Raw genomic sequence first — 22291 nt, 5'->3', positions numbered from 1 at the left:
AAAAGCGACTGTTGATCAGCCTGGCGGCTGGCTGGTCAACCGAATGCCGGCAGGCCCGGAAAATGCAAGGGCCGCGATTGCGTCTGCAGGCCGCCGCGCAGGCGCCCGATAAAAAACACCGCCCCCGGGCACCGGCGGCTGTCGCCCCCGCTGCCAAGCGCGATTGTTCGAAGGGCGGTGGTATCTCGGCGTGGGTCAGTCGGCCTCGTAATTGTGCACGAAATCATCTGGCGCAGCTGGTCCCCAGATATAAAACGCGTCTTCGGCGGCAAAATCGCCGGCTTCCCAATCATGATCGGCCGAGACGTAATCGATATCCGAAGAATATTCGGAATAGCTGCCCCAGGGATCGCGCACGTAATGGAAGTAGTTTGACCCGAGTACATGGCGGCCCAGGCCCCAGCCCCGGTCATAGCCCTTGTCCGCCATCTGCATGGCACCCAGGCCGATCTGGTCGATCGATTCCAGATCCCAGCTGCAATGGTGCAATCCGGGTGCCCCGGACTTGGCAAAGGCGATCAGGTGATGATCGCTGCCATGGACGCCGTGCATGAAGGCAATGCCCTCGCCCGACGTATCCGACACCCGCAGCCCGAGAACCCGGTGATAGAACTCGATCGCCTTGGGTACGTCGCGGGTGAAGATCAGCATATGCGCCATGCGGCGCGGCCGAATAATCGGCGCGTTGGAATTGGTGACGGTGCCCCGCTGGTTGGCAGGGACCGAAACATTGCTGACCGTGGATTTCTGGTTCGGCGAGGTTTTTTCCGCGACGCGCACTTCGATCAGGTTCCCGTCCTGATCGTGAAACCAGAACCCGTTGCATTCGAACCCCGGCGGCGCGTCTCTCAGCGCGATGCCTTGGGATTCCACGTGGCGGCGGAACGGTTCGAAATCGTCTTCGAAAACTCCGAAAGACAAGAACGACATCTTCTTGCGCGGCCCTTCTGACAGGCTGGCCCAGCGATGATCATTGCCAAAGGTATACAGGCCAAGCCCATCGCCGTCCTCGCGGACACTCAAACCGAAGGCTTGATAGAATTGGCGCGCTTCTTCCAGGTCGGGCACTTCCATGTGGAAATGGTCCATCGAGTGTACCCCGAGAACGCCCTGTCGCCGGGAAGGCCTGATAAAGCCGGTGATTGCGGTCATTCAAAGTCTCCTCCCTGTCTGCGCGCCCGGACCGTGTGCCTATGCGGCATTCGCAGCCTTGGCGGGTTCGTCCACGATCCGGTTGCGCAACACCCCGATACCTTCAATTTCGACCTCGCAGACATCGCCCGCCTTCATCCACAGCGGGGGCTTGCGGGCGGCACCAATGCCAGACGGCGTGCCGGTGACCAAAAGATCGCCGGGCATAAGCGTCATGCTCTGGCTCAGGATAGACACCAGCTTCGCCACAGAGAAGACCATCTGGTCAATCTTGGCGGATTGCACCACCGCGCCATTCAACCGGGTTTCCAGCGTCAGCCCCAAGGCGCCCTTGGGAAGATCGCCTGCGGTGACAAAACAGGGACCGAACGCGCCGGTGTTGTCGAAATTTTTGCCCAGCGTCCATTGCGGGGTGACATGCTGAAATTCGCGCACCGACCCGTCGTTGAAAATCGAATAGCCGGCGACATGATCCAGCGCCGTACCTTCCGAAACCTTGGAGGCCGGCGTGCCGATCACCGCGACAAGTTCACCTTCGTAGTCCAGCGTTTCCGAGAGCGACGGCCGGACGATCGGGGCTTCATGGGCGATCAAGCCGCTGGAAAAGCGCGCAAAAATGGTGGGATAGTCCGGCTGATCATAGCCCGATTCCTCGGTATGATCGCTATAGTTCAATCCGACGCAAAGAATTTTGCCCGACCGTTCGAACGGCGGCAGATACCGGGCGCCCGCATCTGACAGGGCGGGGGCCGCGGCCAGCGTTTGGCCCGCTGCGGCCAGCGCCTCCGCATCCCCGATCAGGTCGTCGAGGGTGCCGGGAAAGGCGCGGTCGGTCACCGGCAGACCATGCAACGCGCCGTTTTGTTCAACCGCCAGATATTCGGTTCCGTCTCGTTCGAATCTGACAAATTTCATTGGAAGCCTCCTTCAAGTCTGGCGCCACGGTATTTTCTGTTTGATCTTTTTGTCAACTAAAAATATATTTTATGGACAATGTTCGACTTTGCCGGCTTGCGCCGGGACATGAGTCTGACGGCAACGGGAGGAGGAACCGGGGACATGGATTCATTTGACTACGATATCGCCGTGATCGGTCGGGGACCGGTCGGCTTGACCATGGCGATGAGCGCGGCCCAGCACGGAATGAAGACCGCGGTGATCGAAAAACACCGCGATCTCTATGGCTTGCCGCGCGCGGGCCATGTCGATCACGAAATCATGCGGCTGTTCCAGAAATTCGGCATCGTCGACGACGTGCTGGCCGATTGCTATCCAACCACCGAATACGTGTGGGTGAATGCACATGGCGAAACATTGCTGGAATTCGACTGGGGCGAGACAAGCGTCTCGGGCTACAATTCCGACTACATGCAGTTTCAGCCGGTGTTCGAGAACGCGCTTGGCCGCAAGCTGGCCGCCGCGCCCTCGAACACCGATTTCCTGGGTTGGCAACTGGTTTCCTTCGAAGAAGCCGGCGGCGGCGTGCGCTGTACCATCGCGCGCACCGAAACCGCGCCGGGAAGTCATGTGCCCGTCGTGACAGACGAGACCCAGACCTTCACCGCACGCTTCCTGGTGGCCTGTGACGGGGCGAACAGCTCGGTGCGGCAGACGCTGGGCATAGAACGCGATGACCTTGGGTTTAATGAAAAATGGCTGGTGATCGACGCGCGCAAGAAACGCGAGTTGGCTTTCGAATTTGACTGCGGACAGATTTGTGACCCACGGCGACCGACAACCGTTCTGCCGCTTGGCAAACGGCATCGCCGTTGGGAATGGGCGGTGCTGCCGGGCGAAGACCCGCAGAGCCTGCTGACAGAAGAAGCGGCCTGGCGGCTGTTGGGCGAGCTGGGCATGGGTCCGGACGACCTCGAAATCGTGCGCCAGCTGGTCTATACCTTCGAAGCGCGGCACGCCCGGGAATGGCGCCGCGGGCCAGTGTTCCTGGCTGGCGACGCGGCCCATACGATGCCGCCCTTCATGGGTCAGGGGATGTGTTCGGGCATGCGTGACGCGGTCAACCTGGCCTGGAAAATGGATCTGGTCCGGCGCGGCATCGCCAGCGACGCGCTGCTCGACACCTATGAACCCGAACGCTCGCCGCACACAGAGGCATGGACCCGAATCTCGCTCGAAGCCGGGAAAGTGCCCTGTACGCTGGATCCGGCCCAGGCCGAGGAGCGCGACCGAAAATTCCGCCAGGGCTGGCTCCCCCCCATGCCGGATTTTCCCCAGCTTCGGCAGGGCGTGATCGCCCGAAACGCGGCCGGAGCGCCGTTGCACCTGGCTGGAACGCTGTCGCTGCAACGCCGGGTCGAAACGGCTGGCAAAGTGCTGCTTGCCGATACGGTCTTTGGCACCGGCTTTACCCTGCTCGGCCTTGGCTTCGACCCGAACGAGATCTTGAACCCGCAGCAAAAAGAGGGGCTCGAAAGGATCGGCGGCAGCATCGTCTCGGTCGGGGATCATGGCGGCGGGTCAGCCCGCGATGCCGAGGGCGACTATGCCCGCTGGTTCGAAGAACAGGGCATCTGCGCGGTCCTGACACGCCCGGATTTTTACCTCTTCGGCACCGCGCAGACCCCTGCGGATCTGGGCGGACTGGTGGACGATCTGCTGTCCGGGCTGTGCCTGACCGCCGCGGCCGAGGCGAGTGCGACATGAACCGCCTTGCCACCTGGGCGACGGGGTTTTCCTGGCCCGAAGCGCCGCGCTGGCATCGCGGCGCGCTGTGGATTTCAGACGTGCACAATTTCCGCATCGCGCAGGTGCAAGACGGGCAGGATGCCAAAACCGTGCTGAGCGTTGCCGAGCGCCCGGCGGGAATGGATTTCACCTCGGGCGGCGATCTGCTCTACGCAACCTCATTGGCCGCGCGGCTTTACCGCTGGAGCGGGGACGCGCAGCCCGAGTTGTTGTTTGATCTTGGTGACGGGCTGAACGGGAATTTCAACGATATGATCGTGGGTCCGGACGGCTGGGCCTGGGTGGGCGAGACCGGCTTTGCCTTTGGCCAGGACGAGCCGGTGAACCGCGGTCGCATTCATGGCTTTCATCCTGATCACGGCTGTCGCGTCGTCGCCGAAGATGTCTTTTTCCCGAATGGCATGATTGTCGCCGGCAATCGGCTGATCCTCTGCGAAACCTTTGGCAAACAGCTTACATCGTTTCGGATCGGGCAGGACGGCGCGCTCGAGGACCGGCGCATCCTTGCCAAACTGCCTGGGCATCCGGACGGGCTGTGCCAAGATCGGCTGGGGCGTCTCTGGGTGCCCTTGCTGTTCGAAGAGCGGTTCTTGTGCCTGTCGGCGGATGGTGACCATCTTTTCCAGATCGACGTGCCGGGACAGATGGCAATTTCCTGCGCTGCGGACCGGGAGCGCCTTTTTCTCTGCGCGGCGACGTTAAAGACCCTGCCGGAGGGTCCGCCCGAACGCCACGGCAGCGTCTTTTCGCTACCCATGGCCGAAACCGAACAGCCAGCTGTCGAATCCTCCCGGCTGGCCCCTGAGCCGCCTCTTGGGCGTTGAACCCTGCGGGGGATTGCGGGGTACACCCTCGACGGCAGGCGTTTCCCGTACTAAGTAAAAAATAGGTATCGCCCGCCAAAAAATATTATGCCACTGAAGGACGCGCAATGTCCCCGCTATGGTTCGAGCCACGCGTATGAGCAGCACGCAAACACAATCCGCCTACGAGTTGATCAAGGCGGCAATTCTAAGTTGCAACTATGCCCCTGGGCAGAGGCTACGCATCAATGACATTGCCAGCGAAGCCGAAGTCAGCCTGGGCGCGGTGCGCGAAGCCTTGGCCCGGCTGTCGGCCGAGGGCATGGCAGTATCGACCGCGCAAAAGGGATATACGGTGCCCGCGGTTTCGTCAGAGGACCTGGTCAACCTGACGCGGACCCGCATATTTATCGAAAGTGAGTGCCTGGCCCAGTCGGTGGCAGGTCTGACGATCGAGATGGAAACGCTCATTGTCGCCGCGCACCATCGTCTGTTGCGCATTCCCGAACGCAATCCCGGCGATGTCACGCGCATCAATCCCAAATGGGTGGATGCGCATGAAGTGTTCCACAATTCTCTGGTCATGGGATGTGCAAATGAGTGGTTATTGAGAATCCGCACATTGCTGTACCAGCACAGCGAACGTTACCGGGCGCTGTCCGTGCCCTTGGCGCGGCAACAGCGCAACGTGAACGAGGAACATCAGGCCATCTTTGATGCCGTATTGTCCCGCAATGCCAAATCCGCGCAGCAATTGATGGCAGATCACTTGCAGCGGACCACCGACATCATCGTCGAATCCGGCATCGTCGAAAAAGCCGGCTAGGTCACGGATCGAAAACCGATCGCCCGGCCCTGCGCCGGCGGTTCAGCCAAACATAAGCAGCTCGGCGCTGATCCGGGAAATCGCCGGGACATAGGTGACGACCAGAAGCACCAGCAGGAAAATCATGAAATAGGGCAACACGCCGCGATAGATATCGGTGGTTTTCATCCCCAGCACGGATTGCGCGACAAAGATGTTGATGCCGAACGGGGGCGTAAACAGCCCGATCGCCAGGTTGAGCGTCATCACCACCCCAAAATGCACCTTGTCGATTTCAAGCGCGTCCACCAGGGGCACCAGCATGGGCGTCAGCAAGAGAATTGCCGACATCGGTTCCATCACACAGCCCCACAGCAACAGCAGGATGTTCACAGCCAGCAGGAACTGCCAGGGTTCAACCTCGTAGGCGGCGATCCAGCCAACCAAGGTCTGCGGTATCTGATTCACCGTAAGCACCCAGGAAAACAGCCCCGCCGCAGCCACGATCACAAGGATCTGCGCGGACGCCAGGACCGCGGTTCTGGCCGATTCCAGGATATCGGCGAAAGAGAGTTCGCGGAACACCAAACGGGTGACAACCATCGCACAAAGGCAGGCGACGGACGCCGCCTCGGTCGGAGAGAACACCCCGCCGTAAATCCCGCCCAGGACAATAATCGGTGCTCCCAGCGCCCAGATCGCCCGCCGTGTTGCGCTGAGAATGCCCCGGGCCGAGACCCTTTGTGCATCGCCATGGCCCGCCTGGCGCGCCCTGAAGATGACAAATACGACAAGCGCGCCGGCCAACAGCAAGCCCGGAAGCACCCCCGCCGCGTAAAGCCGGGGGATCGAGGCTTCGGCCGAGGCGCCGTATACGATCATCGGGATCGAGGGCGGAATGACGATTCCGATCGCGCTGACCGAGGTCACCAGCCCCGCGGTGACACGGCGGGGATACTTGGCGGCGTCCATCGACGGGCTCATGACCTTTCCCACCGATGCGACCGCCGCCGCGCTGGAACCGGAGATCGCGCCAAAAACGGTTGCGGTCCCCACCGTGGTTACCCCAAGCGCGCCGGGTACGCCCGCCACGAAAGAATGCACGAAATCGACCAGGCGCTGCGAAACGGTGCCGCGCGACATCAGTTCGCCGGCGTAGATAAAGAAGGGAACCGCCAGCAACCCGCTGAAATTGAGCGAACCGAAAAGGTTCTGATGCACCGCGTTGAGCGGTATGTTCATGAAAAAGGCCAGCGCGACGGTGGCAGCGATCAGCAATCCGGCAAAGATCGGCGTTCCTGCCGCCAACAGCAGGACCGGCAGGGTGATCAGCGCAAAATTCATTGCTTTTCTCCCGTGGCGAGCCGGCCTTGCCAGCCTTGTTGCCTGCCCCAGATCGCCAGGCGGACGAAACGCAACAGCGCGATCATCGCCATCACAAACAGGCTGAGGGTGATCGCGCCATGCACGATCCACAACGGAAGTCCGGCGGCGTCGCTGGTCATACCAAAGCGGAAAAGCCGCAGCACATAGCCCCAGGACAGCCAGGCCGTCCACAGGCAAATCCCCGCAACCAGGAAAAGCTGGATCAGTGACAAGGTTCTTTGTATCGCCGTCGGCAGGATATTGACGAGGATATCCATGCGGATCACGAAATTGCGCCAGGCACAGGCGATGGCACCAAGCCAGGCAAGCATGATCATCGCAAACACCAGAACCTCGTCGGCCCAGAGGATTGCCGAAGCCAGGACATAACGGCTGAAGACGTTCCAGACGCTCAACGCCACCATGGCAATCAGGGCAAGGCCAAGAACGGTAAGCAGCCCGTTGATCACTCTGTCAGCCATGCGAAACTCCCTGCCCGGCCCTCGCATTGCCTATTGGCGCGCCGCGTCAGCCGCGGTTTTCAGTACCCCATAGTCGGACTGCAACTGATCGTCGGTTGCAATGATTTCCTGCACGGTCTGGTTCATCACCGCCAGATAGCTGGCGCGTTCCGCCTCGGTGAAAACCGTGAGTTGGCCACCATGCTGTGTCCAGAGCCCTTCGAAGAACGCCGCGCCGCTGTCCAGTTTCTGGGCATAGGCCTCTTTCGCGCGCTCCGCCTCCTCGCGCACGATGGCCTCCAGGTCCGGCCCGATCAGGCCGAGGAAATCCTTGCTGACCACCGCGCTCACGATGGTGAAGCTGCCGGGAAGATAGCTGGCATTCGGTGCCACATCGGCGAATTTAAAGCCAATGGCGACCGGCATGTTGATATTGGCCGCGTCGATGGTTCCGGTCTGGATGCCCGGCAGCGCCTCGCCCAGCGACATGGCGACCGGCGAGGCGCCAATCGCTGCCATCGGTTCGTTCAGCAGCGGGGTCGCGCCGCCGGTGCGCAACTTGACACCGGCAAGATCGGCCGCGCCGGCGATGGGAGCGTCGGAGACCACGACGCTTTGACCGCTGGTAAGCACAACAAGCGGTTCGACATGCGACCGTGCGCCGAAGCCGGACAACATCGCGCGCACCGATGGATCGGAAAGCGTGGCCATCGCGTGGTGTTCGTCATCAAAAAGCCCCGGCGCGTCCAGCACCTGAAAGCGCGGATCGAGCGACGACAGGAAACCGATGATCGGCACCGTTACCTCGATGGTGCCCATCGCCACACCTTCGACGGTGGCCGGGATCGGGCCAAGTTGCCCGCCCGGAAAGAGCTGCACATCGATCCGCCCCTCGCTGCGGGTTTCGACGCCGGCTTCGAATGCCGTGAACCAGGCGGAAAGTGCATCCTTGTCATTCAGCGGCGCAGGAGACGCGATCTTCATCGTGAAATCGGCAGCAAGCGAAGGGGCTGCGGCGGTCATGGCGCAGATCAGCGCTGCGGTGAACAAGCGATGTTTCATAAGATCCTCCCGATCTTTCTTTTCCCACCAAGATGATGAGATTTCCTCCTGTTTTCGAATACGTGAGATCTGAGTTGCAAAATAGATGGCAATTATGCAATCCCGATAACAATCTGATATCAGAGGTGCCATGAAGCTCAATCAACTCCGCGATTTCGTGGCCGTGGCCGAGCGCGGGAGCCTGCGCGCCGCGGCCCGGGAAACCGGGATCGCGCAGCCGGCGATCACCCGCAGCATACAAGCCCTCGAGCATTCGCTGGGCACCCAGCTTTTCGTGCGCGAGGCCCGCGGTGTGCATCTGACACCGGTGGGTGAGGATTTCCTGTTGCGGGCGATGTCGATCCTGAACGATGTGCGCCGCGCCGGCGAGGCGGTGCGTCAAAAGCAGGGTGCGCTTGAGGGCGAACTGACCCTTGGCTTTTCCATCGCCGCCCATTTCGGTGTGCTGTCCGAAGTGATTGCCGCCTTCAAGCGGCGCTTTCCGTCGGTCCGGCTGCGCTTGGTCGAAGGGTTCTTTCCGACATTGCAGACCGACCTTCGCAACGGGCTTCTGGATGCCTATGTCGGCCCGGTCCCGGACGATGCGCATCCCACGGATCTGACCGTTACCAAGCTGTTCGACAATCGCCGGGTGGTGGTGGGGCGCTGCGATCATCCGCTGCGCGGCGCGCGCACTCTGGCCGACCTGGTGGAGGCCGAATGGATGACCACCTCGATCACCCGCGATGCGCCCGATGAATTGCGGCAGGTGTTTGCCGATGCCGGGCTGCAGATGCCGCGTCTGATGTACCAGACACAGAGCGCGCTTTCGGCCCTGGTCACGCTGATCCAGACCGATGCACTGGCGATGATGCCGGTGCAATGGGTCGAGGCACCGGTGGTGGAAGGCTGGCTTGACTGTATTCCCCTGGATGTCGATTTCGCGGCGCCACCGATCATGCTGGTGCAGCGCATCGGCCTGGGAACAACGCCGGCGGGCGAGTATTTCGTGCATCTGGTGCGCCAGCTGGCGCGGTCGGACTCGGCGCATCCCGATAGCTAAACCGCATCGCTCCGGAAATTTTGAAATCTTTCGTAATCGGGCGGGATGCCTAGTCTCCGGCGCAATACCGGAGGACACCCCATGAACCCTACGAATGCGGATGTGGTCATTGCAGGCGCGGGACCCTGTGGTCTGATGCTCGCGCTCGAACTTGGCGCCCGCGGGATCAGAACATTGGTGCTGGACCGCGAAGCCGGTGTAGCCACCGCACCGCAGGCCAATGCCACGCAGGCCCGTTCGATGGAGCATTATCGCCGCCACGGCTTTGCGCAGGAAATTCGGCAATTGGGAATGCCCGGCGATCATCCCACCGACCTGGCCTATTTCACCACCTATGCCGGGCATGAACTGGCGCGCCACCGCATGCCCTGTGCCGATGACGCGGCGCGCTGCGTGCGCGAACAGGCGCATATCTGGAACGCCGCCGAATTGCCGCATCGGGTGCCGCAGAGCCTGGTTGAACAGACGCTCCTGCGCAAGGCCACGGCCTGCGCCGGCGTCGACATCCGGTTTAACACCGAGGTGACGGGGTTTTCCGAAGATGCCGAAGGCGTCACTGTGGCGGCGCGGGATCTGAGCACCGGCGAGGCGCTGAGCCTGCGGGGCACATATCTCTTCGGCGCCGATGGCGCGCAAAGCTGCATCCGCAAACAGGCCGGCATCCGCTATGGCGGCGATGACGCGGCCGCGCGTGACTTCATGGGCGGGCGCATGTTGTCGATCTATTTGGAAGCGCCGGAATTCTATTCCGCGCTTCAGGTGCCGCGCGCCTGGATGTACTGGACCTTCAACCGCCGCCGGCGGGCGCTGTTGGCCACCGTTGATGGCAGGGGCAGCTTTGTCTTCCAGACCCAGCTGCGCGCAGGCGAAGACGCGATGTCCGAGGCGGATGCCGCCGCCCTGTTTCTTCAGGCCGTGGGCCGCGACATTCCGGTCCGGGTGACCGGCATCGCCTCTTGGCTGGCCGGACGCGCCCTTGTGGCGGAGCGTTTCCAGGAAGGCCGGGTGTTCCTGGGCGGCGATGCCGTGCATCTGTTCACCCCGACCGGCGGGATGGGCTACAACACCGCCATTGAAGACGCGGTCAATATCGGCTGGAAACTTGCGGCAGTCATCCGAGGACAGGCCGATCCCGCATTGCTGGACAGCTATACCGCCGAACGCCGCCCGGTCGCATTGCGCAATACGCAGTTCGCCTTGAAATTCGCCGATTCCGTGGGCCTGTTCGTGCCCTCTCCGGCGATCGAAGAAGACGGGCCGGCCGGCGAAGCCGCGCGGGCGCGGGCCGGGGCCTATCTGGCGCGGCACGCACAGCACGAATTCACCATTCCCGGCTTCACCCTGGGCGCGCGATATGACCAATCGCCGGTGATCTGCCACGATACAACGCCGCCGCCGCCGGACGATCCGTCGGTCTATGTTCCAAGCGGAAAGCCGGGCGGGCGGGCACCGCACGCCTGGCTGCAGACTGGCGAGTCGCTGTTTGACCGCTTCGGATTCGAATGGACGCTGCTGGTATTGTCGCCCGGGGCCGAGGCAGCCGAGCATTTGCGTAGCGCGGCCGCGTCGCGAGGGCTTCGGTTGAGCGTTCTGACCTTGTGCGACGAAGCGGTGGTGGGCGATCTCTATGATGCACCCGCCGCACTGATCCGGCCCGATCAGGTTGTCGGCTGGCGCGGCGACTGCGCCTCGCTGGACGAGGCACAGTCGATTTTCGATGTGCTGACGGGCCGGGCCGCGGCCGATTAATCGGCGGTCCAGCCGCCATCCAGCATCAGGGCGCTGCCGGTCATCATGCCCGAGGCGTCCGAACCAAGGAAAACGGCGGCGCCGGCCACGTCTTCGACCTGACCGATCCGGCCCAGCTTGATCTTGTCGAGCACCGAAGCCTTGAAGGCCGCATCCTCGAAAAACGGCCGGGTCATCGGTGTCTCGATGAAGGTCGGACAGATCGTGTTCACCCGGATGCCTTTTGGCCCGAGTTCCACCGCCAGCGCCTTGGTGAATCCTTCGAGTGCCCATTTCGACGCGCAGTAAAGCGTGCGGTTGGCGGCGCCGACATGGCCCATCTGCGACGACATGTTGATGATCGACCCGGCGATGCCCGCCGCCACCATGGCGCCCGAAACCGCCTGGGCCGCAAAGACCGCCGCCCGCAGATTGAGAGACAGCACCGCGTCATAGTCGTCTTCGGTGACCTCGGACAGCGGTTTGGGGCGGTTGGTGCCGGCATTGTTGACGAAGACGTCGAAGGCCGGGCGCGCCGCGACAAGCCGTGCGAAACCGGAGACATCGGTGACATCCGCCACCATCGGCTCGGCCTGGCATCCGCGCGCGCCGAGGTCACGGGCCAGCGCCCCGACCTCGTCCTCGGAGCGGGCGCACAGCGTCACCGCCGCGCCGGCTTCGGCATAGGCCTCGGCGATGGCGCGGCCTATGCCGCGCCCCGCCCCGGTGATCAGCGCCCGCTTGCCCTCCAGCCGGAAATTCGGCGCGACGCTCATTCCGCGGCGTCCTGATGCAGCGCCGCCTGCCCATAGGGCACGTTGCGCCCGCCATAGCGGCGCACCCGCACATTGCACTGCTCGGCATGGCCGACGAACCCCTCCAGCATGCACAGCCGCGACCCGTATTCGCCCACGAGGGCAGCGGCCTCGTCGGTTTCGATGCGCTGATAGCTGTGGGTCTTCAGGAACTTGCCAACCCAGAGGCCACCGGTATAACGCCCGGCCTTCTTGGTGGGCAGCGTGTGGTTGGTGCCGATCACCTTGTCGCCATTGGCCACATTGGTGCGCGGGCCCAGGAACAGGGCGCCATAGCTGTGCATGTTGTCCAGGAACCAGTCATCCCGATCGGTCATGACCTGCACATGCTCCGAGGCGATGTCATTGGCAACCGCCAGCATCTCGTCATAGCTGTCGCAGACGATGACTTCGCCATAGTCGCGCCAACTGGCCGAGGCGGTTTCGTGAGTCGGCAGAATCGCCAGCAGGCGGTCGATCTCGGCCAGGGTTTCCTGGGCCAGCTTGCGCGAGTTGGTCAAAAGCACGGCGGGCGAGTTGTAGCCGTGTTCGGCCTGGCCCAGCAGGTCGGTGGCGCAGAGCTCGGCATCCACCGTCTCGTCCGCGATCACCATGGTTTCGGTCGGTCCTGCAAACAGGTCGATACCCACCCGGCCAAACAGCTGGCGCTTGGCTTCGGCAACAAAGGCATTGCCAGGGCCGACCAGCATGTCGACCGGCTTGATCGTCTCGGTGCCGATGGCCATGCCGCCAACGGCCTGCATGCCGCCCAGAACATAGATCTCATGCGCGCCGCCCAAATGCATCGCCGCGACAATTGCCGGATGCGGGGCGCCGTTCACCGGCGGGGCCGAGGCCACGATCCGCGGCACGCCCGCGACCGCAGCGGTAAGCACCGACATATGCGCCGAGGCAACCATCGGGAACTTGCCGCCGGGCACATAACAGCCGACCGACTGCACCGGGATGTTGCGGTGACCGAGGAAGACACCGGGCAGGGTTTCCACCTCGATATCGGTCATCGAGCTGCGCTGCGCCTCGGCAAAGCGGCGGATCTGCGCCTGGGCGAACTTGATGTCCTCCATGTCGCGGGTCGACACCTTTTGCAACAGCGCCTCGATGTCGGACTGGCTCAGCAGAAAGGACTGGGGTTCGTATTTGTCGAATTTGGCCGAAAGCTCGCGGATCGCGGCATCGCCACGGCTCTCGATATCCTTGAGCGTTGATTCGACGATGCCGCGCACCTTTGCATCGTCTTCCGCACGTTCGGTCTCGGGTTTGCCGGTCTTCAGATATTCGATTGCCATGGGTCTGTCCTTTTGGTGAGGGCCTGGCATTGCTTAGAGCGGGCGGGGCAATCCATGCAATATTCGCAAAGCGGATTGAAAATTTTTCATCCGCTGTCACGCTCGATCAGGGTGACCGGCAGGATCCGGATGGCACCGTGTATCTCGGGATCGGACAGTTGCGCCTCGATCAGTTCCAGTGTTTCGGCCACCATCCGGCGCAGCGGTTGGCGGACCGTGGTCAACCGATAAGGCGGCCAGGCCGCCATCGGGATATCATCAAAGCCGATCACCGCCAGATCATCCGGCACGCTCAGCCCCACCACCCGCGCCGCATCCAGAGCTGCCAGCGCCATGATGTCGTTCACGCAGAACAGGGCATCGGGCCGGTCCGCTTGGGCAAGCAAGTCGCAGGCCGCGTCAAACGCGGTACGATAGCTAAACTCACCCGACGGCGCGGCAACGGGTTCTCGGCCGGCTTCGGCCAGGCAATCGCGAAACCCCCGGCTGCGTTCAAGATGGGTCGAGGTGTTTTCTTTGCCGCCGATCATCGCAATCCTCTGGCGGCCGGTAGCGAGGAACCGGTCGGCGACCAGCCGCCCACCGCCGTAATTGTCGCAGGTGACCGCGGTCATAAGCTCGTCGGGCTGGACCCGGTTGAACAGCACCACGGGCATGTTCTGGGCACGGCAGTCACGCGCCATGCGCGATGACATCAGCGATGATGTCACGATGGCGGCTTCGGATTTGTAATCCAGGACCTGGCGCAGAACGCTGTCGATATCTTCATCCGGGGGCACCGCGTGCAGGATCAGGCGCCGCCCGCGGGCATGAATCGCCTGCGACAGCGCATTGGCGGCAAGCGGATAAAAGGGGTTTTCCATATCGGCGGCGACAAGGGTGATCGTGCGGTCGGACAATTTGGCAACCGCTTGCGCCGAGGGCGGCAAATAGCCAAGTTTCTGCGCCGCCTCCAGGATGCGGTTGCGCTTGTCTTCGGAAAGCGAACGATCCTGTCGAAACGCGCGCGACACCGCCGTGCGCGAAACGCCGGCGGCTATGGCAACATCTCTGGCGGTCAGCTTGGACATGGCATTTCCCTGCATCGCGCACGGGCACGCGCGGCGCGATTACCTGCCAGTTTTGAAATATTTTCAACGCGCTTTCAAATCAGTTTCTGAAATGCCGCTTTGGAAGGTTTCGGGGGAACAGGAAAAAACCCGCGGATTTCGCCGCCGTCAGCCGTTGCAGCAGGTCACGCAGCCCGCTCGCACCAAGCCGTAAGCGAGAGCGGGCAAGCGCAGGTGCATCCGGGGCGGCGCCGGGCTTGGACTGCCCAAATCCCGCAGCTGCGAGGCCAATTCCGGTACCGATTGGTGAAATCCTGTGCGCCGGAAATTCTTTGGCCGCAAAAGTGCTGAACCGGGGGCAAAAGTTCTTGGAATGATCTGAAACCCATTCGTAAGCTGCTCACGACAAACTGAGAGATGCCCAGGAGAAATGCGGATGAGCGGAGGAGTGACCAAGACACCGGCGGCACTTAAGGGGGACACCGCTTTTGAAACGCTCCGGCGCGAAATCGTCTCGTGCCGGATCCGCCCCGGCGCCACGCTCAGCGAACCCGAGGTGATGGAGAGCTTTGGCCTGGGCAAGGCGACCTGCCGGGTGGCGCTTCAGCGGCTGGCCGCCTGCGGGCTGGTGCAGGCAATCCCGCGCCAGGGCTATCGGGTGTCGGCGGTGACGCTGAAGGATGTCGAAGACCTGTTCGAACTGCGCCTGCTGCTCGAGCCGCGCGCGGCCCGGCTGGCGGCGGAAGCCGGCAAATGCGATATCGGCAAGCTGGAGCGGCTGGAAGAGATGTGCCGCAAGCCGCGGCCGCGCGACATTGGCAACCAGATCGACTTTTTCCTCGAGGCCAACCGCAGCTTTCACATGGCCATCGCGCGCGCCTCGGGCAATGCCCGCCTGTGCACCATGCTGGGCGGCATCTATGACGAAATGGGCCGGCTGGTGGCGCTGGGATTTGGCGATCGTGGCGCGCGCCCCAATATCGAGGGCGACCATATCAAACTGATCGCCGCCATGGCCACCGGCGATGGCGACAAGGCCGAGGCGGTGGCACGGCGCCATGTCGAGGTGTTCCGCGCCGATGTCATGGCCACGGTAAACGACTCCTTGCGTTCCAGCGGCGTGGTCGAGGCGCTGAACCTGGTGACCGTGCTGAAGGGCGCCGGCGAATGAGCCGGATCAGCGTGGCCGGCATCAGCAAGTGGTTCCACCGTCGCGGGGACGCGCCGCTGCATGTGCTGTCCGATATCTGCATCGAGATCGGCACGGGCAAATCGGTGGCAATTGTCGGCGCTTCGGGCTCGGGCAAAAGCACGCTGTTGAACATCATCGCCGGGCTGACCGACAGCGATGGCGGCCGGGTCCTGATCGATGGCCGCGAACAGCGCGCCGGGCAGACCGGCGCAGCCATGGCCTATATGTTCCAGGAAGACCGCCTGCTGCCCTGGCGCACCGCTGCCGGGAATGTGCGGTTCGGCATCGAAACGCTGGGCCTGCCGCGCGCCGAACAGGACCGGCGGGTGCGGTCGGTGCTGGAGCTTGTGGGCCTGGCCGAGTTTGCCAATGCCTACCCCCACGAATTGTCGGGCGGCATGCGCAGTCGGGTCGCCCTGGCGCGCAGCCTGGCCCCCGAACCGCAGATCCTGCTGATGGATGAACCGTTTTCCAAACTCGACCCGGCCACGCGCAGCCAGATGCATGCCGAAGTGGTGCGCATTGCCGCCGAGCGGGCGGTGACCATCGTCTTCGTGACCCATGATGTCGAAGAGGCGGTGGTTCTGGCCGACGAGGTCGTGGTCCTGCAGCCGCGCCCCGGCCGGGTGAAAGAGGTGGTGCCGCTACAGCTGGCGCATCCGCGCGACCCGGTCCTGCCCATGGTCAGCGATGCGGTCCGGGATCTGCGCCAGCGCTCGGACCATTCGGCCGCCGTGCCGATCTATCACTGAGCGGAGCGCAGGAAGTGTCCGCAACCAACAGCTTTGCCCGCACACCGGTGCCGCTGGCGCTGAGAAGCCCGCTGGCGCGCAAGATCGTCCTGCGCGGCGCCTTCGCGGTGATCGTCTTTGCCGCCTGGTTTCTGGCCTCGCGCAATATGCCGGCCTTTATCCTGCCGGCGCCCGACCGGGTCTTTGCCACCTGGTCGCGGCTGGTGCAGCTGCCGACCTTCTGGGGCGATTTCTGGATCACCTTCAGCCGGGTGCTGGCCGGGTTCGGGCTCTCGGCGGTGGTTGGCGCGCTGCTGGGCTTGCTGATGGGCGTGTCGACCAAGGCGGCAGAGTTTTTCGAGCCGCTGATCGTGATCATCAATACCGTTTCCTCGACGATCTGGGCGATCTTTGCGCTGATCTGGTTCGGGCTGTCCGAGGCGACGACGATCTTCGTGGTGTTCATGACCGCGATGCCGCTGATCCTGACCAATGTCTGGGAGGGCACCCGCCAGGTGAATCCCGACCTGGTCGAACTGGCGCGCAGTTTCCGCATGACCCGCGGCCAGGTGCTGCGCAAGATCTACCTGCCGATGATCCTGCCGCAATTCTTCACCGGCGCACGGCTGGCCTTTGGCTTTGGCGCCCGCGTGGTGCTGGTGGCGGAAACGCTGGGCGCATCCTCGGGCATTGGCTATCGGCTGCGCCAGGCCGCCGACCTGGTGCAGACCGACCAGGTCTTCGCCTGGACGCTGACCCTGGTGGCGCTGATGCTGGTGCTGGAATACGGACTACTTAAACCAATGGAAACATGGCTCTTTTCCTGGAGGAAGGCCGTGAAAAACTGACAACTCCAGACTCCTCCCAACTTTCCTGATCCAACAGCAAGGAAACACAAATGAACATTGATCGACTCTTCGCCGCGGCGAAGGGGCTGGGCCTGTGCGCCCTGCTCGGCCTCTCCGCCACCGCCGCTACGGCCGAACCGCTTCGCATCGGCTATTGGAGTTCGGGCATGAGCCTGGGCTTTGGCACCTATTTGCAGCAGGGCGGCTTTTTCGAGGCCCTGGGCTTTGAGGTGGAATATGTCACCTTTCCCGACGTGAACGCCCCGACCAAGGCGATGGCCGGCGGCAGCATCGATTTCGCCATCGCCGCCTCGGCCGGGTCGGCCCTGTCGGTCACTGCCGACGGCCTGCCGATGAGCGTTATCCTCGCCACCCAGGTCGCCGATCTGAAATACGTGGTGCCGATGGACAGCCCGATCCAGTCGATCGCCGATCTGAAGGGCAAGAAGATCGGCAGCTCGCCGGCGGGCAGCGCCACCTCGTCGATGTCGGCGGCCATTCTGGAGCGCAATTACGGGCTGACCGCCGCGGATTACGAGGCGGTGCCGGGCAATGACTCGCGACTGGCGCAATTCATGGTGCAGGGCGATATCGATGCCGCCGCGCTGCGCACCGTCAGCCTGGAACTGGTGGATACCGAGTTTCGCGAACTGGGCAGCTTTCGCAGCGAATGGGCCAAGATCGCCGGCGGCGACAGTTTCCCGGTGCTGGGCGCCGGCATGATCGCCGACAGCTATTTGGAGCAATATCCCGACGCCGCGCCGCGGATCGTCACCGCGATGATGGACGCGCTGACCGCCGGCTCCGCCGACAAGGCGGGGGTGGCCAGGGCGCTGGTCGAGGCGGCGAATATCAGCCAGGAAAATGCCGAGGCTTACGCGGCGCTGTGGGACCAGATCTATACCGTGGTGATGGATGACAGCACGGTGGCCTCGTTCCAGACCGAATTCGACGTGTTCAAAAGCGTCGGCAAGGTGCAGGGCGACTTTGCCGCCCACAAGTTCCTGACCGGCCCCTACGAGGCCGCGATGGCGAGCAACTGACCGCCAGAATACCTCAACTGAAAAAAGAAAGACGACATGAAAGCTCTTGTACTCAAGCAGCACGGCGGCCTCGAGAATCTCGAGGTCGTCACCGACCACCCGATGCCCCAGGCCGACGAAGGGCATGTGGTGATCCGGGTCCGTGCCTCATCGTTCAACTATCACGACGTGTTCACGGTCAAGGGCATGCCCGGCATCAAGGTGCCGCTGCCGGTGGTCATCGGGCTGGATATGGCCGGCGAGATCACCGAGATCGGCGCCGGTGTCGACGGCTGGTCGGTCGGCGACCGGGTGCTGGTCAACCCGCTGAACAAGGCCAAGGGCCTGATGGGCGAGATGCTGGATGGCGGCATGGCGGAATATTGCCGCGTCTCCGTCGACCAGCTGATCCTGATGCCGCCCGACGTGACCTTTGAAGAGGCGGCCTCGCTGCCGGTGGCCTATGGCACCGCGCACCGGATGCTGGTGACGCATAACACCGTCAAGGCCGGCGACAAGGTGCTGGTGCTGGGCGCGTCTGGCGGGGTCGGCACCGGCTGCGTGATGCTGGCCAAACATCTCGGCGCCGAGGTGATCGCCTGCGCCGGCTCGGCCGACAAAATGGAACGGCTGAAGGCGCTCGGCGCCGACGAGGTGGTCAATTACCGCGAGGAGGATTTCTCGAAATGGGCGATTGCGAAATATGGCAAACCGCAGCGGCGCACCCATGAGGGCGGCGTTGACGTGGTGGTCAATTTCACCGGCGGCAACACCTGGAAGCCGACGCTGAAATGCGTCAAGCGCGGCGGCAAGATCCTGGTCTGCGGCGCCACTGCCGGCTACGACCCCACCGAGGATCTGCGCTATATCTGGAGCTTCGAGCTGCAGGTGATCGGCTCGAACTCGTTTTACGAGGACAATCTCAAGGCGCTGATGGACCTGATCCAGGACAAGAAGCTGAAGGTGGTGATCGACAAGGTTCTGCCGCTGGAAGAGGCCGCAGAGGGCCTGAAGATGATCGAGGACCGCACCGTGATGGGCAAGGTGGTGGTGACGCCATGAGCCTGGATGACAACACCCCGATGACCCCCGCCGAGATCACCGAGAAACTGCGCCGGGGCCCGTTTCACGACTGGCTGGGCCTGACGGTGACCGCCGTCGGCGATGGCGAGATCGAAATCACCGCGACCTGGCGACCGGAATGGGTGGTCAACCCCAAGGGCGGCTATACCCATGGCGGCATTCTCGCCACCCTGGTCGACCTGACCGCCGACTGGTCGCTGGTGTCCCTGCTGGGCCACCCGGTGCCCACCGTGGATTTGCGGGTCGATTACCACCGCCCGGCGATGCAGGGCGACCTGACCGCGCGCGGCAGGGTGATCAAATCCGGCAAGTCGCTGTCGGTCTGCGAGGCCAGTGTCTTTGACGCCGAAGGCAGGCTGCTGGCCAGTGGCCGCGGTGTGTATTCGATGCCGAAACCGGGCTGACCGATGGAACTGGATCACCTGGTGATAAACACCCTGCGCGGCATGGAGGATGCCGCGCGGATCTTTACCGCCCTGGGCTTTGCCCTGACCCCGCGCGGCTATCACTCGCTGGGATCGGTCAATCACCTGGCGGTGGTGCCGGGGGCCTATCTGGAACTGGTGGGCCTGCCCGAGACCGGCAAGCAGCGCCAGGAGGTGCTGGACAGCCCGCTGGGCCTGAGCGGCCTGGTCTTCAAGACCGACGATCCGGACGCGTTGTACGCGCGGTTGACGGCGCAGGGGCTGGCAGTGGCCGAACCGATCGCATTTTCGCGTCCCGTCGAATTGGCGGACGAAACCCGCCACGCCCGGTTCCGCACCGTGCGGCTGGCGCCCACCGTCTTTCCCGCCGGGCGGGTGTATTTCTGCCAGCATTTCACCCCCGAACTGGTCTGGCGGCCCGAGGACATGACGCATCCCAACGGCTTTCGCGCGATGTCGCGCCTGGTCGCCGACAGCCCCGATCCCAAGGCCGAGGCCGCCCTGTACGCGCGGGTACTGGACATTGGGGTGCAACGCGCCGACGCCGGCTGGCTGCTGGAGCTGGGCGCCTTCGCGCTGGAGCTGCGGCAGGGGCCGCGCCACCGCTTTGCCCGCGCCGTGCTGGATTTCGACGATTGCACCGCGCTTGCCGCCCGCGCGACCGCGGCCCAGGGGGTCAACTGGGCCGGAACGGCAGCCGGCGGCACGCTCAGCATCGCCGCACTCGACCTGGACCTGGTCTGCAGGGCCGCCCGATGACCGATTTTGCCAATCTCGGCAGCTTTCCCCTGCCCGACCGGACGGACAAGCCGTTGTTCATCGCCCACGGGTTGGACGGATCGGAACAGAGCCTGACCCATCGCGCCTTTGACGCGCGCTGCAATGCAGTGGCGGGCGGGCTGCTGGCACGCGGGCTGGTGCGGGGCGACCGCATCGGTTTGCTTTCGCTGAACCGGCTGGATTATCTGGCGCTGGTCATGGGGGCGATGCGGGCGGGGATCGTGCCGGTGCCGATCAACCCCGCCTTTCCCGCTGCCACCATCCGCTATATCGTCGAGGATGCCGGCCTGTCGCTGGTGGTGCTGGAAGAAGACAACGCGCCGCTGCTGGAGGGCACCACCGTCGACCGGCTGTGTTTCGGCGCCGCCTTTGACGCGCTGGCAAGCGCTGCGCCGCTGCACCGCGCGATCACCCCCGAACCGCGGGAAACCGCGCTGATCCTCTATACCTCGGGCTCCACCGGGCGGCCAAAGGGGGTGCTGCTCAGCCATGCCGCGCACCGCTGGGTGGCCGAGACCCGTGTCGCGGATTACGCGCTGGAACAAGAGCGTCTGCTGATCGCCGCGCCGCTGTACCACATGAACGCGCTGGCGCTGGCCGTTTTGACCTGCGCCAGCCGGTCGACGGCGGTGATCTTGCCGCGGTTCCGCGCGCGGCCCTATATCGAGGCGATTGCGCGCTATCGCTGCAGCTGGCTGACCGCGGTGCCGCCGATGATCGCGATGATGCTGCAAGAGACCGACCTGCTGGCCCGCACCGACCTGTCCAGCGTGCATACCGTGCGCATGGGCTCGGCCCCGGTGAACGAGGCGCTGGAGGCCGAGACCCGGTCGATCCTGCCCAATGCCCGGCTGATCAATGCCTATGGCACCACCGAAGGCGGCCCGGTTGTGTTTGTCGACCCGCCCGACGGGCGGCCCAAGCCGGCCGGCGCCGCCGGAGTGCCGCATCCCGAGGTCGAGGTGCGGCTGGGCACCGCCGGCGCCTGCGAGGGCACGCTCGAAATCCGCAGTCCCGGCATGATGACCGGCTATACCGATCCGGCCAAGACGGCAGGGGCGCTCGCTGCCGACGGCTTTTACAACACCGGCGACGTGTTCCGGCGCGATGCCGAGGGGTTCTATCACTTCGTCGGCCGCTGCGATGACATGTTCGTGTCCGGCGGCGAGAACATCTATCCCATCGAGGTCGAAACCGTGCTTGAAAGCCACGCGGACGTGTTGCAATCCTGCGTGGTGCCCGTGCCCGACGCGGTGAAGGGCACCAAGCCCGTCGCCTTCGTGGTCCAACGCCCGGGTGCAGGTCTGGACGAGGCGGCGCTGAAGGCCTGGACTCTGGCCCATGGCCCCGCCTACCAGCACCCGCGCCGGGTCTGGTTCCTGAACAAGCTGCCGCTGGGGGCGACGAACAAGATCGACCGCAACCGGCTGAAGGCCGAAGCCGCCGGGCGCCTTGCCCCGGCCACGCCCGAACCGCAGAACTGACGGACCAAGACCGATGCCCGACGCCCCGTACCCGACCCACCGCACCCCGGTGATGGCCCGCAACATCGTTGCCACCTCGCAGCCCTTGGCCGCCCAGGCGGGGCTATCGATGCTGGCGCAGGGCGGCCGTGCCGCCGACGCGGCGCTGGCCGCCGCGATCTGCCTGACGGTGGTGGAACCCACCGGCAACGGGCTGGGTTCGGATGCCTTCGCGATCAGCTGGGATGGCACCGATCTGGACGGTCTGAACGCCTCGGGCCGGTCGCCGGCCGGCTGGACGCCGGAACGTTTTGCCGATGGCATGCCCCAGCGCGGCTGGGACACCGTCACCGTGCCGGGCGCCGTCTCGGGCTGGGTGGCGTTCTGGCGCCGCCATGGCAGCCTGCCCTTCGCCACCCTGTTCGGCCCCGCCATCGGCTATGCGCGCGACGGTTTCCCGGTCTCGCCCGCGA

The 22291-nt window shown here is 63.9% G+C and carries 23 protein-coding genes; 15 read left to right on the top strand and 8 right to left on the bottom strand.

The genetic code is table 11. The features are described 5' to 3' along the window. Positions 1-195: 195 nt before the first annotated feature. Positions 196-1152: a VOC family protein gene (locus CVM52_RS00115; protein ID WP_100160697.1), complete on the bottom strand. Its 957-nt coding sequence runs from the start codon at positions 1150-1152 to the stop codon at positions 196-198. A gap of 39 nt (positions 1153-1191) precedes the next feature. After that, entirely contained in the window at positions 1192-2067 is an 876-nt protein-coding gene (locus CVM52_RS00110) for a fumarylacetoacetate hydrolase family protein (protein ID WP_100160696.1), read from the bottom strand. A 144-nt stretch (positions 2068-2211) separates the two neighbouring features. Here CVM52_RS00110 and mhpA point away from each other — a divergent pair, with 144 nt between their 5' ends. The 3 genes from mhpA to CVM52_RS00095 all read left to right on the top strand — a co-directional run bounded on the left by mhpA (position 2212) and on the right by CVM52_RS00095 (position 5487). Beyond that, positions 2212-3816 (top strand): bifunctional 3-(3-hydroxy-phenyl)propionate/3-hydroxycinnamic acid hydroxylase MhpA, encoded by a 1605-nt coding sequence (gene mhpA, locus CVM52_RS00105; protein ID WP_172720861.1) that lies wholly within the window; start codon positions 2212-2214, stop codon positions 3814-3816. After that, a complete protein-coding gene (locus CVM52_RS00100; protein WP_100160694.1) occupies positions 3813-4682 on the top strand; it encodes an SMP-30/gluconolactonase/LRE family protein in 870 nt (289 codons plus the stop codon). Before mhpA ends, CVM52_RS00100 begins: the two co-directional genes overlap by 4 nt. Before the next feature lie 136 nt (positions 4683-4818). Beyond that, a complete protein-coding gene (locus CVM52_RS00095) occupies positions 4819-5487 on the top strand; it encodes a GntR family transcriptional regulator (protein WP_172720860.1) in 669 nt (222 codons plus the stop codon). Positions 5488-5529: 42 nt separating this feature from the next. Here CVM52_RS00095 and CVM52_RS00090 read toward each other — a convergent pair whose 3' ends face one another. The 3 genes from CVM52_RS00090 to CVM52_RS00080 are packed head-to-tail and all read right to left on the bottom strand — an operon-like array spanning position 5530 to position 8354. Continuing rightward, positions 5530-6810 carry a TRAP transporter large permease gene (locus CVM52_RS00090; protein ID WP_100160692.1) on the bottom strand — a complete coding sequence of 427 codons (1281 nt, stop codon included), beginning with the start codon at positions 6808-6810 and terminating at the stop codon, positions 5530-5532. Next, positions 6807-7313, bottom strand: a complete 507-nt coding sequence (locus CVM52_RS00085; protein ID WP_172720859.1) for a TRAP transporter small permease — start codon at positions 7311-7313, stop codon at positions 6807-6809. The genes CVM52_RS00090 and CVM52_RS00085 overlap by 4 nt, the downstream gene beginning before the upstream one ends. A gap of 30 nt (positions 7314-7343) precedes the next feature. Continuing rightward, positions 7344-8354: a TRAP transporter substrate-binding protein gene (locus CVM52_RS00080; RefSeq protein ID WP_172720858.1), complete on the bottom strand. Its 1011-nt coding sequence runs from the start codon at positions 8352-8354 to the stop codon at positions 7344-7346. A gap of 130 nt (positions 8355-8484) precedes the next feature. On the opposite strand from CVM52_RS00080, the gene CVM52_RS00075 reads away from it, so the two are divergent. Both CVM52_RS00075 and CVM52_RS00070 read left to right on the top strand, forming a co-directional pair. Beyond that, entirely contained in the window at positions 8485-9396 is a 912-nt protein-coding gene (locus CVM52_RS00075; protein WP_100160689.1) for a LysR substrate-binding domain-containing protein, read from the top strand. An 81-nt stretch (positions 9397-9477) separates the two neighbouring features. Beyond that, entirely contained in the window at positions 9478-11145 is a 1668-nt protein-coding gene (locus CVM52_RS00070; protein ID WP_100160688.1) for an FAD-dependent monooxygenase, read from the top strand. On the opposite strand, the gene CVM52_RS00065 is transcribed toward CVM52_RS00070, so the two are convergent. The 3 genes from CVM52_RS00065 to CVM52_RS00055 form a co-directional block, all read right to left on the bottom strand. Next, positions 11142-11900, bottom strand: coding sequence for an SDR family NAD(P)-dependent oxidoreductase (locus tag CVM52_RS00065; protein WP_100160687.1), 759 nt, complete (start codon positions 11898-11900; stop codon positions 11142-11144). The genes CVM52_RS00070 and CVM52_RS00065 overlap by 4 nt on opposite strands. Beyond that, positions 11897-13225, bottom strand: a complete 1329-nt coding sequence (gene hisD, locus CVM52_RS00060; protein WP_100160686.1) for a histidinol dehydrogenase — start codon at positions 13223-13225, stop codon at positions 11897-11899. The genes CVM52_RS00065 and hisD overlap by 4 nt, the downstream gene beginning before the upstream one ends. An 86-nt stretch (positions 13226-13311) precedes the next feature. After that, a complete protein-coding gene (locus CVM52_RS00055; protein WP_100160685.1) occupies positions 13312-14295 on the bottom strand; it encodes a LacI family DNA-binding transcriptional regulator in 984 nt (327 codons plus the stop codon). Between CVM52_RS00055 and CVM52_RS00050 the strand changes: the two genes are divergently transcribed. The 10 genes from CVM52_RS00050 to CVM52_RS00005 all read left to right on the top strand — a co-directional run. Further along, a complete protein-coding gene (locus CVM52_RS00050) occupies positions 14288-14488 on the top strand; it encodes a hypothetical protein (RefSeq protein WP_133119757.1) in 201 nt (66 codons plus the stop codon). The two genes, CVM52_RS00055 and CVM52_RS00050, sit on opposite strands and share 8 nt — an antisense overlap. 222 nt (positions 14489-14710) lie before the next feature. Next, on the top strand, positions 14711-15445 hold the full coding sequence (locus CVM52_RS00045) for a GntR family transcriptional regulator (protein ID WP_100160683.1): 735 nt from the start codon (positions 14711-14713) through the stop codon (positions 15443-15445). Beyond that, entirely contained in the window at positions 15442-16218 is a 777-nt protein-coding gene (locus tag CVM52_RS00040; RefSeq protein ID WP_100160682.1) for an ABC transporter ATP-binding protein, read from the top strand. The genes CVM52_RS00045 and CVM52_RS00040 overlap by 4 nt, the downstream gene beginning before the upstream one ends. A 14-nt stretch (positions 16219-16232) precedes the next feature. After that, the gene (locus CVM52_RS00035; protein ID WP_240620808.1) at positions 16233-17045 is read left to right on the top strand and encodes an ABC transporter permease; all 813 of its coding nucleotides are present in this window, start codon (positions 16233-16235) and stop codon (positions 17043-17045) included. 50 nt (positions 17046-17095) lie between these two features. Continuing rightward, positions 17096-18088 carry an ABC transporter substrate-binding protein gene (locus CVM52_RS00030; protein WP_100160681.1) on the top strand — a complete coding sequence of 331 codons (993 nt, stop codon included), beginning with the start codon at positions 17096-17098 and terminating at the stop codon, positions 18086-18088. Positions 18089-18124: 36 nt separating this feature from the next. Next, entirely contained in the window at positions 18125-19129 is a 1005-nt protein-coding gene (locus tag CVM52_RS00025; RefSeq protein ID WP_100160680.1) for a zinc-binding dehydrogenase, read from the top strand. Continuing rightward, positions 19126-19554 (top strand): PaaI family thioesterase, encoded by a 429-nt coding sequence (locus tag CVM52_RS00020; RefSeq protein WP_100160679.1) that lies wholly within the window; start codon positions 19126-19128, stop codon positions 19552-19554. The genes CVM52_RS00025 and CVM52_RS00020 overlap by 4 nt, the downstream gene beginning before the upstream one ends. A 3-nt stretch (positions 19555-19557) precedes the next feature. Next, positions 19558-20334: a VOC family protein gene (locus tag CVM52_RS00015; protein ID WP_100160678.1), complete on the top strand. Its 777-nt coding sequence runs from the start codon at positions 19558-19560 to the stop codon at positions 20332-20334. Continuing rightward, positions 20331-21839 (top strand): class I adenylate-forming enzyme family protein, encoded by a 1509-nt coding sequence (locus CVM52_RS00010; RefSeq protein ID WP_100160677.1) that lies wholly within the window; start codon positions 20331-20333, stop codon positions 21837-21839. Before CVM52_RS00015 ends, CVM52_RS00010 begins: the two co-directional genes overlap by 4 nt. Positions 21840-21852: 13 nt before the next feature. After that, on the top strand, positions 21853-22291 hold a 439-nt coding region (locus CVM52_RS00005), incomplete at its 3' end, for a gamma-glutamyltransferase (protein ID WP_205964834.1).

Source organism: Pseudooceanicola lipolyticus (assembly GCF_002786325.1).
GTDB classification, from domain to species: domain Bacteria; phylum Pseudomonadota; class Alphaproteobacteria; order Rhodobacterales; family Rhodobacteraceae; genus Pseudooceanicola_C; species Pseudooceanicola_C lipolyticus.
The sequence above is the reverse complement of the archived record's forward strand: the minus strand, read 5'-3'. Positions and strand labels throughout refer to the sequence as shown.